The sequence below is a fragment of the Chitinophagaceae bacterium genome, from assembly GCA_007695095.1.
In the GTDB taxonomy this organism is placed as follows: domain Bacteria; phylum Bacteroidota; class Bacteroidia; order Chitinophagales; family REEL01; genus REEL01.
In genome coordinates this window covers 65526-82322 of the sequence record REEL01000118.1, presented here as the reverse complement: position 1 = coordinate 82322, position 16797 = coordinate 65526, and the positions used below count along the sequence as shown (strand labels likewise).

Sequence of the window (16797 nt, the reverse complement as noted above, 5' to 3'; positions counted from 1 at the left end):
GAATATATCATCAATTTATTAAATTGCTTTAGATTTGCAGTTGTATCAGGCAGCTAAAACTATACATAGAATGAATGATAAAAGCGCTACATTAATTGAACTTCCGGCGATAAAAGACCCGAGAGGCAATTTAACTTTTTTGGAAAATATAACTCATTTTCCTTTTACAATTAAAAGAGCTTACTGGATATATGATGTTCCCGGAGGCCAAAAGAGAGGCGGGCATGCGTTCAAAGAACAAAAAGAAGTGATTATTGCTCTTTCCGGAAGTTTTGACATAGTTGTAAACGACGGGCAATCTGAACAAGTTTTTCAAATGAACCGCTCTTATTACGGACTTTATGTTCCCAACGGATACTGGAGACATATAGAAAATTTCAGCACCAACTCTGTAGCCTTGGTTTTATCCTCTACTTTTTACAATCAAGATGATTACATAAGAGATTTTAAACAGTTTACAGACTCAAAAAAACAGGACAGATGAACGAATTAAGCAACAAAAAGAAAAATGTTTATGATTGTGCTGTTATTGAATTGAACCGGATCGAAAATGAAGCCGGAAATATAACTCCGGTAGAAAACAACATACACATTCCCTTTGAGATTAAAAGAATATTTTACATCTATGATATTCCGGGAGGAAAGGACAGAGGTGCCCATGCGCATAAAGAATGTCATCAGTTTTTAGTAGCTGCCAGCGGAAGTTTTGAAGTAGAGTTAGACGATGGCATTAACAAAAGAACAGTACGCTTAAGCCGGCCTTATTTCGGGTTACATATTCCTCCGGGCATATGGGCAGCCGAAAAAAGCTTTTCCTCCGGTGCCATTTGCCTGGTTTTAGCATCACATGCATATGAAGAAAGTGACTATATTAGAGATTACAGTGTGTTTAAAGAATTAATGAATGACTAAGTTTGGGAAAAACGTAAACATAAATAATAACGTTGAATTTGGAAAAAACGTAACGATTGGGAATAATGTTACTATATACCCGAATGTAAAAATCGGCGATGATGTTTTTATTTGGGATAATTGTATTATCGGAAGAAAACCAATGAGCGTACAATCAAACAAAAGGATGATTGAATATAACGAAGAAACCATTATTGAAAGTGGAAGTATTTTGGGCTGTAACAGTGTTATATATTCAGGAGCTCACATTGGCATAAATAACATTATTGGCGATAATGCAATAATACGAGAAAACGTCATTTTTGAAAGAGATGTAGTTATCGGATTTAACACATCTATCCAATACAATGTTTTAATAGGTGAAAAATCCAGAGTATTACAACAGGCTTGCGTTTCTTCTTTCACACAAATCGGAACTAATAATTTTATTAGCCCCGGATTTAATTGTGTCAGTGATCGTTCATTTGGAGAAAAAGGATATGAAAAAGATAAAGTAAGAGGTCCTGTAATAGGGAATTTTAACAATATTGGGCCGGGTGTTACTATGGTAAGTAATATTAAAATTGGAAACAACAATATTATAGGTGCACATGCATTATTAACAAAAAATGTAGAGGACAACGGTATTTACTTTGGCGTTCCGGCAGTTCGTGTTAAAAATAGATAAATGATAAAGTTTTTAGATTTAAAAAAGATAAATAGCCTCCACAGAGAGGAAATTCTGAAAGCAACTACTGAGGTCTTTGACTCAGGTTGGTATCTTTTGGGAGAAAGATTAAAAACATTTGAAAGTCAATTGGCTGAATACATAGGTGCAAATCATGCTATCGGTGTAGGAAACGGTTTAGATGCTTTAAGATTAATTATAAAGGCCTATAAAGAAATGGGAGCGATGCAGGATGGAGATGAAATTATAGTACCGGCAAACACATATATAGCATCTATATTAGCAATAACCGACAATCATTTAAAACCAATATTGGTAGAACCTGATGAAAATACCTATAATCTTGATATTTCGAAAATTGAAGAAAAAATAACTAACCGAACAAAAGGGATTTTAATAGTTCACTTATACGGAAATGTCTGCTGGAGTAATGATTTAAAATCATTAGCACAAAAACATCAATTAAAAATTATAGAAGATAATGCTCAGGCAATAGGAGCTGAATGGGAAGGTGTAAAAACAGGAGCATTAGGCGATGCAGCAGGTTTTAGTTTTTATCCCGGGAAAAATCTTGGGGCACTTGGTGATGCAGGAGCAGTTACAACAAATGATTCAGAATTAGCTAAAGTAGTTAGAACTGTAGCAAATTATGGAAGTCAAAAGAAATATTATAACGAATTTAAAGGTTTAAACAGCAGGTTAGACGAAATTCATGCTGCTGTTTTATCCATAAAACTTTCCTTTTTAGATTCTGAAAATCAAGACAGAAGAAGAATTGCTGATATTTATTCTAATAAAATTGAAAATCAATTAGTGAAGCTGCCTAACATACAGGAAGGTAATTCTATTTTAGAATGTAAAAGTCACGTTTGGCATTTATTTGTAGTTCGTACAAAAGAAAGAGAGAAGCTTCAGGAATACCTGACAGAAAATGATATTCAAACTTTAATTCATTATCCCATACCTCCGCACAAACAGATTGCTTATAAAGAATTTAACGACATTAACCTGCCGTTGACCGAAAACATTCATAAAGAAGTTTTATCCCTTCCAATTAGTCAGGTAATGAGTGAAAAGGACGCTTTAAAAGTTTCTGAAGTATTAAATTCTTTCACAGGATGATTTTAATTAAAAACTTTGACCTTATAAAGAAAAAATTTGCAGGCTTTTCTAAGGTTGGGATTTTTGTAACCATTCTGTCTTTACTCTTAAGCTTTTTCTTTTTAGAAATTTTAAAAACACCTTTAATTCCAACATATATAGCCTTGTATCTTACAATGATTTCTCTTTCTTTTTACCTAAATTCAACTTATGTTTTTAAAAGAAAGTTTAACTTTAAGACTTTTCTTTACTATTACATAGCTTACGGCATTACAATGCTTTTAGGAGTTTTACTGCTAAGTATTTTTAAAAAGACCATACCTTTGAGCAATTGGATGTTAGCTTATTTGGTTATTCCATTCACTATGACATCAAATTTTATTATGTTAAATATAGTTTTTAAACATGGAAGAAAATAAAAAATTGCTGTCTTTGGTTCTTTTATCATACTATAGTGCGGATAAAATACATGATGTTTATTCAAAAGTTGTTGATGTAATGGAAAAAGAATCAATCCCTTTTGAATTCATTATTATGGATGATGGTTCAAAGGATGATTCTTATAAAATTGGATTAGATTTAGAAAAAAAAGACCCTAGAGTCAGAGCCTACAAGCTGAGCAGAAATTATACAAGCCACTATTCCAGATTAGCGGCATTCTCAATTTCAAAAGGAGCTTGCGCAACAAGTATTCCCGATGATTTACAATTACCATTAGACATAGTTGTAAAAATGTACCGCCTTTGGGAGTCCGGAGAAAAGGTAGTTATTCCGTTTAGAGCATACAGAAAAGATGGAGTAATCAAAGACTTTTTCTCAAACAGTTATTACAACATTATGAATGCTATTTCTGATGTTTCCTTCCCTAAAGGAGGTGCTGATGGCTTTTTGGTTGACAGGGAAATCATTGACATACTGAATAACAAGATAAGACCTATCAACACTTCAACAATAATTGAAGTTCTAAGATTGGGATTTGACCCTGTCTTTATTCCATACAGAAGACCAACTGTAAACGAAAAGTCACGATGGACTGCCTCAAAAAAAATCAAACTCGCGATGGACACCATTTTGGCCTCCTCTTCTTTTCCTATAAAAATGATTACTCTTTTGGGCGTTTCCTCTATATTTATTTCTTTTCTTTTTATCGTCTTATCAGTAGTCATAAAATTCACTACCGATTCGAGATTACTTGGATTTTCAATTCCGGGCTGGACAACCAACTTTATTCTGATTTCCTTCTTCTCCGGAATGATACTCTTTTCCCTCGGCATTATTGCTGAATATATATGGAGAATTCATGAAGAGGTGAAAGACAGACCGGGATTTATAATCAGAAAAAAAGAATAAATTACCCTTTAGCTGATGGAACTTTTAGATTTTTATTCTTTTATAGCTGTTTTTATCAGCATTCTTGTAACATACGTCACCGGAAATGCATTATTCATGATTTTTCATGAAAAAAAACCTGAAAGAGATGCTTTTTTTAGCTGTTTTTCAAAGCTTATATACGGACTGATAGCCCTGATTTTTGTTCTTTCTGTGTTTTATACCGGCGGAAATACCATCCACTTGCTTTTTATACCCCTTTTTTTACTTGCTGTCTATCAAAAAACAAACGGCTTTAGTAAAAAACCGGCTATTAATTTTGAAAGCTTTCTGCCTAAAAATAAATTGGGCAATACCGATTTCAAAACACCGGGATATTTGTTTTTGGTTGTTTTGTTTATCTGGACTGTGCAAGCATTATCGTTTTACAATACACCTTTGAATAATTTTCCGCATGGTGACTACATGCACTACGCTTTATATGTAAATAACCTGATTAGTCCGGGCATAGAAACAACCACCAACTTGCTGAACCCCATGCTTCCTGAGGAGCAAATGAATACTGTTCCATATCATTATTTTGAACTTTGGTTAGCCGTTCCCGGAATTGTTTATTTTGGAATCCCCGCTTTGGAATCCATGTATATTTACAGTCACAGTATTTTAGCAATAGTCTTAGCAGTAGGTCTTATTGCAATAGTTAGAACACTGAAAGGCCATTTGTTTTTTCAGATTGTTGCACCCTTATTCATTTTCGCTCATGGTTTTCCGCTAACCTTTATTGTTCCGCAAATTGAAGCTTTCGTTTATGGAATGGGTTTCAATATTAAAGCCTTAACAACTTCATTGTTCTTTCTTTGGTTTGTATTACTGGCGCTGAATTCCAGTCGATTTATTTATCTTCCATTGTTAATGCTGCCAATCATCAACATTGCGAATATGCCGGCAGTTTTCTCTGCAATGGTTTTAACGGGTTTGTTCTATTTTTTGAGAAAAAAACGTCAAAATACCGCCATTTTAATATTTACACCTTTTATACTTTTTTTAATCTTAGTTGGTTTTTATTATTTGAATGCCCAAACACAGGCTACCGGGGGCTTTGATGTTAACACAATACTTACGGGTTTAATTGAACAGCCCACCCGAATTTTAAAAATTATAATCGGAGCAATCTTTTGCATATTTGTATTGTATATCCTTTATCTGGTTCCGGCAGTCACTATGTTTTTTAATAAAAGTGCCTTTAAAAAAATCCTTTCCATTCCTGCTCAGCATGGCTTTATAATTGTTTTCTATTCCTTTCTTTTTTTCACCGGATTACTTTTTTGGTCACTTGTAAATGTAATTCCGGATTCCATTCAATTTTTTTATATGCCCGCAGTCATGTTACTAAACATTTTGCTGTTAGTCTTTTTAGTATCTGTCGATAAAAATAATTTTCTTTTTTTCAAAAATCCACTTCTCAGGCATAGCACCCGTATTTTTGTCGTAATTTTTATAATACTTTCTGTAATTGTATTTGACAGAAACCATTCACTTCGACTGGCAGATGCAAATGAGCGTTTTTCTGCGGAATATGTACATGGGATAATAGATGTTTTAAATGAAAATCCGGAGCACAATCCAATATTTGGGGTTATTGTAAATCGGCAAAATGCAGTTGGATTCTGGTCGCAAATCGGGGGCAGAGGTGCTGTTAACCATTTAGCACTTTATAAAACCGGTTATTTTAGAGTTGTACTCAATAATCCCTATGAAATAAATGAAGTAGGGTTAACTGAATTAGAAAGGAATCGAATAGAAACAATTAATCAACGGGGTCCCTTCGCACGGTTTTTAAATGAGCAAACAGTAGAGTTTAAAAAAGATGATTTAGCAGACTATCAAATGCAGTTTATAAAGGTAAAGAATATTGACTTTTTACTTATAGACCGTGGAATAGAAATTGATAATTCCTTTCAGCCATATATAGATAATGTTTTGACAGACAAAGTCTCCGGCCAGCAATTTCTGCACTTAAAATATTGATAAGATATATAGTCCGGCCTTTGGAGTTCGCGTTTTAACTTACATACTCACTTTTTTTAATTTTCTTAAGCGATTTCACCACATAGGCATATAGCTTTCAAATACTAGTTTTATACTTTAAGACTTATATTTCTATACAGTGTAAAACTTTTTAAAATTTCATAAAAAACCGAAAAACACAAACAAGAAAATTTCATTTAGACTAAGACTGAAAAAACAATTTTTCAAAGGAATACCAAAAGTGTATAAAAACATCTTAGCTTAGTGGCTTTAAGTATCAAATTTTTCTAAAAAAATCGCTATAACCCTTGAAAACATACAATATGCGTATATTTTTTTTAGTTTACCTTTAGTAAATTTGCAAAGCCTAAAAAAATACATAGAATATGGAGCAGCAAAGTATTGATATCAATGAGTTAAATGATAAAATCAGAGTAGAAAGCGAATTTATTAAACTACTACAAATTGAACTGGAAAAAGCAATTGTAGGTCAACGATTTATGCTCGACCGCCTGTTGATAGCATTGCTTACAAATGGACACATTTTATTGGAAGGCGTTCCGGGGCTTGCAAAAACCCTGGCAATTAAATCACTTGCAGCAGCTACTGATGTAAGTTTTAAGCGCTTGCAGTTCACACCCGATTTGTTGCCGGCAGACCTTACCGGTACCATGATTTACAGTAGAAAAAATGAAACTTTTGAAGTGAAAAAAGGGCCCGTTTTTGCAAACTTCATCTTAGCTGATGAAATTAACAGGGCACCGGCAAAAGTTCAAAGTGCTCTTCTTGAGGCCATGCAGGAAAAACAGGTAACTATAGGTGACGAAACATTTCCATTGGAAGAACCTTTTTTGGTAATGGCCACTCAAAACCCGATAGAACAGGAGGGTACATATCCTTTACCGGAGGCACAAGTGGATAGATTTATGCTAAAAGTGAAAATAGACTACCCGGACAGAGAATCTGAAAGAAAGGTGATGAAACGAAATGTATCGGAAGGTTTTCTGCCTATAAATCCGGTTGTTAAGCCGGAAGTAATTTTAAAAGCAAGAGAAACCGTGCGACATGTTTATATGGATGAAAAAATCGAAAACTACATCCTGGATATTGTCAATGCGACAAGACGACCAAAAGATTTTCACTTAAACGATCTTGAAAATTTAATCCAAACCGGTTGTTCTCCAAGAGCAACTATTAGTTTGGCTATGGCTGCCAAAGGGCATGCCTTTATAAAAACCCGCGGATATGTAATTCCGGAAGATGTGCGGGCGATTGCTTATGATGTTTTGCGTCACAGAATTGGGCTAACTTATGAAGCAGAAGCTGAAAACATAGATTCCGATAAAATCATTACAGAAATATTGAACAGGGTAGAAGTTCCTTAATTAAAAAACTACGGGAATGGACACAAGTGAATTATTAAAAAAAGTCAGAAAAATAGAAATAAAGACCAGAGGTCTTTCCAATCAGGTTTTTGCCGGAGAGTATCATAGTGCCTTTAAGGGAAAAGGTATGTCTTTTAGCGAGATAAGAGAATATCAGTACGGGGATGACATCCGAAACATCGACTGGAACGTAACGGCAAGACTCGATCAGGTTTTTGTAAAAGTTTACGAAGAAGAGAGAGAGCTAAATGTATTTTTTCTGATCGATTTAAGTGCCTCTAATTTATTTGGCACAACCACTTTAACCAAAAAAGAAATTATCACAGAACTCTTTGCTACGCTTTCTTTTTCAGCTTCACAAAATAATGACAAAGTGGGTGCAGCATTTTTTTCAAAAGATATAGATTTATTTGTACCTCCAAAAAAAGGCAGAAAACATATACTCCGCTTAATCAGAGAAATGCTTTACTTACAGGCAAAATCTGAAGAAACAGCTATTAAAAATGCTTTGCAACATACCGCAAACTGGATGAAAAAAAGAAGCATAATTTTTATTATCTCCGACTTTTTTGACAAAGGTTATGAAGACCCGCTTCGTATTGCATCCTTAAAGCACGATGTTGTAGGCATAAAAGTCAATGATTCTTTTGAATATGATTTGCCCAATGCCGGTTTACTGCCAATGAGAGATTTAGAAAGCGGCAAATATTTTTGGTTTGATACAGCTTCTGAAAAAGCTCGTAAAAAAGTTAAAGCAGCCTTTTTGGAACATCAGGATAAAACTAGAAGCCTTTTTAGAAAAAGCGGTGCCGGGCTTATAGAAATAAATACCGGGCAGTCTTATATAACTGCTCTGCATGCATTTTTTAAAAACAGGGACAGGACCAGATAAAGTATGAAAAAATTACTTCCCTTATTCATATTTATTTTTAGCCTTTCCGTTTCAGAGGCAAAACAAAGCGTCCGTCTGCACATAGATAGTGCAAAAATTGAAATTGGAGAAGCCGTAGATTTACATTTTGAAAAAACACTGCCAAAGGGAAACAGCTTATCTACTCCTTATTGGGATACTTTATTTTTACCGCTTGAATTGCTAAATCATGAATCTGGACAAAAAAATAAAGGAGCTGACTCTGTAATTTTTTCACATAAACTACAGTTGATAGCTTTTGATACAGGGCATCACATAATTTTACCGGTAGATTTTTATGTTTATGATAATAATAACCGCATTTCAGACACTATAAAGTCAGAAGCAGGTTTAGTCAGTGTTTACTTAGCAGAAATTGAGCTTGAAGATGGTCACCGGCCAATAAAAGATATTTTAAACATCTCATGGGCTATTTGGGATATTTTGTTTTTCTTAATTGGGCTTCTAATAATTCTCCTGGCATTAGGCTTTTTAGTATATTATTTACAAAACAGGAAAAGAAAACCGGTTAAAAAAGTGGAACCAATAATTCCACAAAAGCCTCCTTACGAAGAAGCTATTGAAATGCTTACGGCCTTGCGGCTTAAAGATTATCCGGCTAAAGGGTCCTTTAAACTATATTTTTCTGAGTTGTCTTATATTACGAGAAACTATCTGGAAAAAAGATTTGAAATAGATGCGCTTGAGTTAACAACACCGGAGATAATTAGCAGCTTTCAAAGAGTAACAGATGAAGAAAAGTTGCAACTCAGTCTGGCATCTTTGTTAAGAACGGCTGATTTCGTAAAATTTGCAAAGGGAATACCCTCTGTTAATGATTGCGATAAAGTTATGGATCAGGCATTTTATATAGTTGAAAACACAAAGCCCAAAGAGAAAAAGACAGATAAGAAAGGTGAAGAAAATCAAAACCAAAAAGAAAAAAACAGTTAGCAAATGAATATTCCATTTACAAATTTGGAATGGGCAAACCCTGAAGTTTTATGGCTGGGAATACTTCCTTGCATATGGCTGCTTTTATACTTTTTATTTTTAAGCAAAAAGAAAGCTTTTTTCAATGTTTCTAATATTCCCTCAATTTCTCAACATGGGAAAAGCATTAGAGTAAGGCTATTACATTTTCCGGTTATTTTACGCTTTTTGGGTCTTTTATTGCTCATAACTGCTTTGGCAAGACCACAAAGTTTATTAGAAGAAAGAAATGTATCCACAGAGGTCGTTGACATCGTAATTTCACTGGATATCTCAGGTAGTATGCTTGCTGAAGACTTTGAGCCGAATCGATTGGAAGCGGCTAAGAATCTGGCTTATGAGTTTATTGATTTAAGAAAAGGAGACCGGATTGGGCTGGTGATTTTTGCCGGAGAAGCTTTCACCCAGGTTCCTTTAACAACTGACCATGCTTATTTAAAAGAAATGTTCGATAAAGTGGATATTGGCTTTCTCAGGGATGGAACAGCAATAGGAGATGGTTTAGCTACTTCCGTAAACAGACTTAAAAACAGTAGTGCAAAGTCAAAAGTCGTGGTTCTGCTGACTGATGGTGTTAATAACAGAGGATTTATTGACCCGCTTACTGCAGCAGAAATTGCTGCCAGCAAAGGAATTCGGGTATATACAATTGGTGTCGGCTCGGAAGGGACTGCTCCCTTCCCTTTCCAAACTCCCATGGGTGTTCAATACAGAGACGTACCGGTTGAAATCGATGAAGAACTCTGTAAACAAATAGCTCAAATGACGGGAGGAAAATATTTCCGTGCTATTGATGAAGAGTCTATGTCAGAAATATATGAAGAAATTGACAGAATGGAAAGAACAACAATAGATGTTCAGATTATACGCTCAACTTCCGAGGAATTTTTTCCTTTTTTACTGATTGCTTTAGGCTTTTTAGTTTTGGACTGGTTCTTGCGTCACAGCTTACTCAGAACAGCTGTGTAAATTAAAATCCTCTTGTTGGATATTTTTAATAGCTTTGATAAAATAACCTTAATTACTGCATTATGAGAATTATACGCCTTTCAGCTTTTAGTATTCTACTTATGTTTTTGTTTTCGTCTTGTGAAAGCGGATTGTCTCTGACTGATTTTTCGGGTGATAACCGCAGCAACCGGCTGACGAATCAGGAAATTATAGCCGGTCTGAAAGAAGCATTAACAGTCGGTACTAATAACTCGGTAGATGTTGCATCAGCAAGAGATGGTTTTTTTAAACATCCCGTAATTGCAATTCCATTCCCTCCGGAAGCAAAGCATGTAGAAACTCAACTAAGGGCTATTGGCTTTAATCAGGCTGTAGATCGTTGTATAGAAGCTTTTAACCGAGCAGCGGAAGAAGCCTCAAAGGAAGCCGGACAAATCTTTATTGCGGCTGTCAGAGGCATGACCATACAAGATGGCATGAGTATATTAAGGGGAGGCGATAATGCAGCCACGAATTTTTTAAGAAACACAACTTCCGATCAGCTTTATGCGCGATTTAATCCTATAGTTGTTCAGGCTACTGATAAAGTATTGCTTACCAGATACTGGGCTGAGGTAATGGACAGATATAACAAAATTCCATTCATGCAGCCGGCAAATGTAGATATTAACGACTACACAACCAATAAGGCTATAGATGGCATTTTTCATCTGATTAGCGAAGAAGAAGCAAAAATCCGAAATAACCCCGCAGCAAGAGTTACCGAACTATTGAGAAGAGTTTTTGCCTGATAGAATAGTTTTAATTCAAACTTTTTTTCTTACACTTGCGGAAACGGATCTGCCGGAGCTTGCCCATCCATAAAAGCTCTGTACTCTGATTCGCTAGCCAAACATTTGTCCAGACTTGCTTTAAGCTGCTCTTTATCCAGGTCCTGCCCTATGAAAACTAATTCCTGTATGCGGTCCTCCCAGTAAGGGTGCCATCTTTCTTTTATTACTTCTTCATTTTGTAAATAAGCCGGATTTTGCAATCGGTCATCTTCAGGTATTGATGCCCACCATACACCTGCTTTTTGAATTCTTGAGGATCCTCCGGCCTGATTAAAGTCAATCGCTATGTCCGGTCTTGTCAACATCCAAAGCAAACCTTTACCACGAATAATATTAGGAGGATATTCTTTCTGAATAAACTGCCAAAGTCTTCCGGGGTGAAAAGGACGCTGATTTCTATACACCATTGAGCTGATTCCATACTCTTCTGTTTCCGGGACATGCTCATTTTCTAACTCATGAATCCAACCGGCTGACTGACTCGCTTCTTCAAAATCAAAAAGACCGGTATCCAGTATCATTTTAATATCTATTTTCCCAAATTCTGAGTAGACAATTTCTGCGTATGGATTTAGTTTTTTTATTATATTTTTCAGAAAATTCATTTTTTCTTCATCCACTAAATCTGTTTTGTTCAGGACTATAACATTTGCAAACTCAATTTGGTCTGTAAGTAAATCCACTATAGTGCGACTATCCCCTTCCTGATCGGTCAAAGACCTGTCTGTTAAGTAATCATTACTTCCAAAATCTTTCAGAAAATTAAAACAATCAACAACCGTAACCATAGTATCCACATAGCTAAATCTGCTTAAGTCTATGTTTAAATTAGGGTCTATATAAGAAAAAGTTTGTGCAACAGGAATGGGCTCGGAAATTCCAGTACTCTCAATCAGTAAATAATCAAAACGATTCTCTTTTGCCAAATTCTCAACAGCTTCAATCAAATCCTCCCGTAAGGTGCAGCAGATACAGCCATTGCTCATTTCAACCAGTTTTTCTTCTGTTCTGGAGAGCACTTCCTGATTTTCAACCATTTTAGCATCAATATTGACCTCACTCATATCATTAACTATAACTGCGACCTTTAGTCCTTCTTTGTTATGCAAAATATGGTTTAATAAGGTTGTTTTTCCGGCACCTAAGAATCCGCTTAATACCGTTACGGGTAATTTTTTCATAAATTTTTGATTATAGTCTAAATAAAAAGTTCCCGGAAGCGTAAAGCTAAACCGGGAACTAAACAGCGCATGAATTTATTTTTTTACAAACTGATAGCCTTTGCTGGAAGAATCAGTATGAACTACTAAAATATAGTTGCCCGCAGCATATTCGCTAATGTTTATATTGTACTCAGTAGCATCAAGTTGTTTTTCTCCACGGTACATAACTTTGCCCTGTAAGTCTAAAATTTCAAAACGAAAACTTTGAGGAACTTCATTTTCAAATTTAACATTTATCCTTTCTGTTGCCGGTGAGGGATAAAGATTAATATTGAATGATGTTTGGTCAATGTCAGAAACAAATGTGGTTGCTTCCTCTACCATAATTACCGGAAAAAGGGCAAAATGTACAGATGGTTGATAGGTTTGAAAGTTTTCTGTTCTGTAATCCTTCCAGTCTGCACCGCCATGTCCATGCCACCTAATCACATTTCTTCCATAAACGACATGGTCATCTTCATCTCTGCTTCCATCAGGAGTATGCATCACCGCTACTCTTTTATCATGTAAAAAACCATGAGAATAATCTCCCAAATCAAAAATCACAAAAAAGGAATCTGTGATATTAATGGCATTATCTAAATTGACTAAAAAAGCTGATTCATCAACAGGAATATCCTGAACCGGAATCATTACCGAAGCAATTTCCTGACCGGGTAATCCATCAGAGCCGACTTCAGTAATCCTGTAATGTGCGTTTCTGTTTGCTGAACCTTCAATGCCGGTGTGGTGAGCTATTATAGCAACCAACTCTTCTGTGTCTTCAAAAAAGTATTTTTCACCAAAAGCCTCATCTCCATAATCATTATGTCCGGTAAAAAAACCGGTAGTATTGTCGTAAGTCTCAGCCTCTAAAGTTGTCTGAGAAGGATCGTAGTTTTTAATTATCTCCGGTGTGGTTGCGACACCCTGAAAAGAAAAAATCAGTAATAAAATTAGTAAAGGTAAATGTTTCATTGTATTGAGTTTTTATGAATAAAAAATATTTATTTATACCATTTTGAGATAGTGTTCGTATCTATTTTAAGTAAAAGCCGGTATGAGTCTTCATCGCTCACCTCCGGTGATTTGTGATATACAGGAGTTAAGTCCCCTTCTGCCAAAGCGCCTGCAAAAATCATAACATCGCCCTGATTAGCATACCTAATTATGTCAGGCGAAGGGTTTTCAATTTGACTTTCTGTAATCATATTTTCAGGATCAAGATAAATTGTAGCAGGACCTTTGTAAGTGCAAAGCATGCGGTAGTCTGTTATATCTGTATGGAATTTTTTACACTTATTGTTTTTTACAATTTGCAGTCTTAAATTAAAATTTTCTGCGGATGTGAGATGAGAAAAAACTAACAGTTGTTGACAAATATCATCCGTTAACAATGGAAAAGCAGAGAAAACAGTCTGAGAATTTAAAACAGACAAGATTTCTTCTATATTACCGGAAAAATTAAAATCTGTGTCCGGATTCTTTTTCATGAACTCCTGAACTTCTAATTTAAAGATTGTATCTAATTCACGGTTTTGAATGAATAATCCGTGCTCTCCAAAAAAGCTTAAATTTAATTTTTTTGCCAATTTCATATCTGCAACTTTATTGCAAATATACAAGCTTTTTTATAAAATGCAACATTGTTGCATTTATATTTTTCTGAATTTTTACCTCCTATTTGTGAAAACATAAATTTTAAAGCAAAGCTTCGTTTAATTGCTTTGTGGTATTTATCCGTTTCATTTAAAAGAAAGGATTCTGTTTTTTATTTCTAAATTTGCCAAAAACAAATACATGCAGGGAATTTTGAAACATTTCTTTATTTTTTTGAGAGGAATGGGAATGGGTACAGCCGATATAATCCCGGGGGTTTCCGGAGGTACAATTGCTTTTATTACGGGGATTTATGATAAATTAGTAGAGACCGTAAACCGCTTTGATCATAGGGCAGTGAAGCTTTTTTTTAGAGGTCAGTTCAGCTCTTTTTTCAAGCACATAAACTGGAAATTTTTATTACCGCTGCTTTTAGGTGTTGCTACAGCCATTATCACACTTGCCAGTATTATATCCTCATTATTAGATACTCACCGCATATATCTTTGGGGTTTTTTCTTTGGCCTTATAGCCGCTTCAGCATTAGTTATAATGCAGCAAATAAAAAGCTGGCATCTATTCAGGTTTGCTCTACTGTTTGCGGGTGTATTATTTGCTTTTTTAATTACAACCTATAATTTATTTACTCTTCCCGAAGGCAATTTTTATTTGTTCGTAAGTGGTTTATTTGCAATAGTAGCAATGATTCTACCGGGGGTTTCCGGCTCCTATATTCTTTTATTAATGGGAAAATATGAAGAAGTTATAGGAATAGTTTCATCACTCAGTGACAGTTTAAAAGAGATTCTCTCCGGGCTCAGAAGATTTGACTTTTTACATATAGCTCAATCTTTTGGTTCCATCCCCTGGGTGCAATTAATCCTCTTTGCATCCGGTTGCATTATCGGGCTTATTTCCTTTGCTAAAATGCTCAACTGGCTGCTAAAAAAGTTTTATTATTCTACCATGTCTGTGCTAACAGGCTTTCTGATTGGTTCTCTAAATTTAGTTTGGCCATGGAAACATACAATTTCGTGGCGCGAATCTTCTGACGGAAGTTTAAAGCCTTTGCAAGAATCAAATATTCTCCCGAACACCCTAAATCTTGAGACGCTCTATGTCTTTTTACTGGCGCTTGTCGGGTTCCTGTTGGTTTATTTTATAAACCGCATCGCAGGTAGCAAAAAAATATAATGATATGGCTGTACAAGAACAGATTATTTATGGATTAATAGGGTTTCCTCTCGAACACAGCTTTTCTCCTCAGTATTTTGCTGAAAAATTTAAAAAAGAAAAGCTCCCAAATCACCATTACCAACTGTTTGAAGTTGAAAGCCTTACTGAAGTTAAGCAGATTTTTGAAACAAAAGGATTGAAAGGGCTGAATGTAACTATTCCATATAAGAAAGAAATCATTCCATATCTCGATGGGCTTTCTGTAGCTGCTCAAAAAACTCAGGCTGTAAATGTCATAAATATTGTCAAAGGGAAGTTTATAGGTCACAATACTGACTACATTGGTTTTCAGAAAAGTCTAAAATACTTTTTATCCGGTGCTAAAATCGAAAATGCTTTAATTTTAGGTAGTGGTGGGTCATCCTCTGCTGTAGAATTAGCTTTGAATAATTTAAATATAAACACTACAATTGTTTCCAGAAAAGCCGGAACTAACAATTTAACTTATAATGAGCTGGATCGGTCTGTTATAGAAAGTAATCGTTTAATAATTAACACTACTCCGCTGGGGATGTACCCCCAAATAAATAAAAAACCCGACATACCATTAGATTTTATCTCTAAAAATCATTTCATTTTTGATTTAATTTACAATCCTGAAAAAACATTATTCTTAAAATCTGCTGAAGATAAAGGTGCAAAAATTAAAAACGGACTGGAAATGCTTTACTTACAGGCTGAAGAAGCCTGGAAAATCTGGAATAATACAAACTCATAAAAGATAGGGAATAATGGCCTTTCTTTCCTTTGGATAGTTTTCAAATTTTTCTTTATACCACTTGTGGTGGTCCAATGCCCGTGGAAGTAAATTTGCCCATGTCCAAATACAGAAAGAAAGTGTAGCCGGACCCCACGCCATTAAAGCCCATCCTGTCCATTGTATACATTCACCTAATAAATTAGGACAGGAAACTTTATCAAAAAGTCCGCCTTTTGGAATCTTGTAGCCTGTTTCTCCGGGTTTTCTCAGTGAAATTAATTTGTTATCGGCCCAAATATTTATGGCTGCCCCACTCAGAAACAGTAATAACGCAGGATAAAACAAATAAAGTTGCCATGAAACATCAAATGTGGCCAATTGACCTAAGAAATAGCCATTTATCGTTCCATTAATTACATTAAACAAAAGTGCGGAAAACATTATTAATAAAGGCATTTTCTTATTTCCAGAACGAATTCTAAAAGGCCATATAAAAGACCGGTTTATATAATGCGCATTGAATAAACTAAATAACACCCAATGAAATATTGTTTTCTCAACATCTCCATAGAAAAAGAAAAAAGTAAAAAAAAGCGGCGAGGCGGCTTCCATTATCACCCAACCCCATTTATTCTGAATGGTAGTTTTGAATTGTCCTGCAAAATGTCTTCCGTATGGGGCTTTTACAAATAAAGCAATAGGAAAAACCAGCAAAGCGACAGCTATCCAGATATAGACTAAATTATCAAAAATATTTTCCACAATTCCTTTTGATCAAAATTAGCATTTCAGGCCTAAAACTCTATTATAATTAATTAAATATCTTCTTATTCCTTGTAAATCAAGCATATCCTCTTTGAAAGTTAATTTATTATTTATAGCTTTATATATTCTGTATAGCTTTTTAAAGCTTTAAATTTTTATCAGTTAACTGTATAAACATTAATATAA

At 34.9% G+C, this 16797-nt stretch carries 18 protein-coding genes; 14 read left to right on the top strand and 4 right to left on the bottom strand.

Going from position 1 to position 16797, the window contains the following annotated elements; all coding sequences use genetic code 11:
• Positions 1-70: 70 nt before the first annotated feature.
• The 12 genes from EA412_08670 (at position 71) to EA412_08615 (ending at position 11067) form a co-directional block, all read left to right on the top strand.
• Entirely contained in the window at positions 71-484 is a 414-nt protein-coding gene (locus tag EA412_08670) for a WxcM-like domain-containing protein (GenBank protein ID TVR78499.1), read from the top strand.
• Entirely contained in the window at positions 481-912 is a 432-nt protein-coding gene (locus EA412_08665) for a WxcM-like domain-containing protein (GenBank protein ID TVR78498.1), read from the top strand. The genes EA412_08670 and EA412_08665 overlap by 4 nt, the downstream gene beginning before the upstream one ends.
• Positions 905-1579: a hypothetical protein gene (locus EA412_08660; protein ID TVR78497.1), complete on the top strand. Its 675-nt coding sequence runs from the start codon at positions 905-907 to the stop codon at positions 1577-1579. The genes EA412_08665 and EA412_08660 overlap by 8 nt, the downstream gene beginning before the upstream one ends.
• Positions 1580-2701 carry a DegT/DnrJ/EryC1/StrS family aminotransferase gene (locus EA412_08655; GenBank protein ID TVR78496.1) on the top strand — a complete coding sequence of 374 codons (1122 nt, stop codon included), beginning with the start codon at positions 1580-1582 and terminating at the stop codon, positions 2699-2701.
• The gene (locus tag EA412_08650; protein ID TVR78495.1) at positions 2698-3099 is read left to right on the top strand and encodes a hypothetical protein; all 402 of its coding nucleotides are present in this window, start codon (positions 2698-2700) and stop codon (positions 3097-3099) included. Before EA412_08655 ends, EA412_08650 begins: the two co-directional genes overlap by 4 nt.
• Positions 3086-4030: a glycosyltransferase gene (locus tag EA412_08645; GenBank protein TVR78494.1), complete on the top strand. Its 945-nt coding sequence runs from the start codon at positions 3086-3088 to the stop codon at positions 4028-4030. Before EA412_08650 ends, EA412_08645 begins: the two co-directional genes overlap by 14 nt.
• 15 nt (positions 4031-4045) lie before the next feature.
• Positions 4046-6037 (top strand): hypothetical protein, encoded by a 1992-nt coding sequence (locus tag EA412_08640; protein ID TVR78493.1) that lies wholly within the window; start codon positions 4046-4048, stop codon positions 6035-6037.
• A 386-nt stretch (positions 6038-6423) separates the two neighbouring features.
• Positions 6424-7422: a MoxR family ATPase gene (locus EA412_08635; protein ID TVR78492.1), complete on the top strand. Its 999-nt coding sequence runs from the start codon at positions 6424-6426 to the stop codon at positions 7420-7422.
• A gap of 16 nt (positions 7423-7438) precedes the next feature.
• A complete protein-coding gene (locus tag EA412_08630) occupies positions 7439-8314 on the top strand; it encodes a DUF58 domain-containing protein (protein ID TVR78491.1) in 876 nt (291 codons plus the stop codon).
• Positions 8315-8317: 3 nt separating this feature from the next.
• Positions 8318-9286: a hypothetical protein gene (locus EA412_08625; GenBank protein TVR78490.1), complete on the top strand. Its 969-nt coding sequence runs from the start codon at positions 8318-8320 to the stop codon at positions 9284-9286.
• Positions 9287-9310: 24 nt separating this feature from the next.
• Positions 9311-10294: a VWA domain-containing protein gene (locus EA412_08620; GenBank protein ID TVR78565.1), complete on the top strand. Its 984-nt coding sequence runs from the start codon at positions 9311-9313 to the stop codon at positions 10292-10294.
• 62 nt (positions 10295-10356) lie between these two features.
• On the top strand, positions 10357-11067 hold the full coding sequence (locus tag EA412_08615) for a DUF4197 domain-containing protein (protein TVR78489.1): 711 nt from the start codon (positions 10357-10359) through the stop codon (positions 11065-11067).
• A gap of 29 nt (positions 11068-11096) precedes the next feature.
• On the opposite strand, the gene EA412_08610 is transcribed toward EA412_08615, so the two are convergent.
• From EA412_08610 to EA412_08600, 3 genes are all read right to left on the bottom strand, one after another.
• The gene (locus tag EA412_08610; GenBank protein ID TVR78488.1) at positions 11097-12290 is read right to left on the bottom strand and encodes a GTP-binding protein; all 1194 of its coding nucleotides are present in this window, start codon (positions 12288-12290) and stop codon (positions 11097-11099) included.
• Positions 12291-12365: 75 nt separating this feature from the next.
• Positions 12366-13289 (bottom strand): T9SS C-terminal target domain-containing protein, encoded by a 924-nt coding sequence (locus tag EA412_08605; GenBank protein ID TVR78487.1) that lies wholly within the window; start codon positions 13287-13289, stop codon positions 12366-12368.
• Positions 13290-13318: 29 nt separating this feature from the next.
• Positions 13319-13909 (bottom strand): DUF1826 domain-containing protein, encoded by a 591-nt coding sequence (locus tag EA412_08600; GenBank protein ID TVR78486.1) that lies wholly within the window; start codon positions 13907-13909, stop codon positions 13319-13321.
• Positions 13910-14033: 124 nt separating this feature from the next.
• On the opposite strand from EA412_08600, the gene EA412_08595 reads away from it, so the two are divergent.
• Both EA412_08595 and EA412_08590 read left to right on the top strand, forming a co-directional pair.
• On the top strand, positions 14034-15104 hold the full coding sequence (locus tag EA412_08595; protein TVR78485.1) for a DUF368 domain-containing protein: 1071 nt from the start codon (positions 14034-14036) through the stop codon (positions 15102-15104).
• Positions 15105-15108: 4 nt separating this feature from the next.
• Complete coding sequence (locus EA412_08590; protein ID TVR78484.1) at positions 15109-15864, top strand: shikimate dehydrogenase; 756 nt, start codon at positions 15109-15111, stop codon at positions 15862-15864.
• Here EA412_08590 and EA412_08585 read toward each other — a convergent pair.
• A complete protein-coding gene (locus tag EA412_08585; GenBank protein ID TVR78483.1) occupies positions 15859-16608 on the bottom strand; it encodes a 3-oxo-5-alpha-steroid 4-dehydrogenase in 750 nt (249 codons plus the stop codon). The two genes, EA412_08590 and EA412_08585, sit on opposite strands and share 6 nt — an antisense overlap.
• Between the last annotated feature and the right edge of the window lie 189 nt (positions 16609-16797).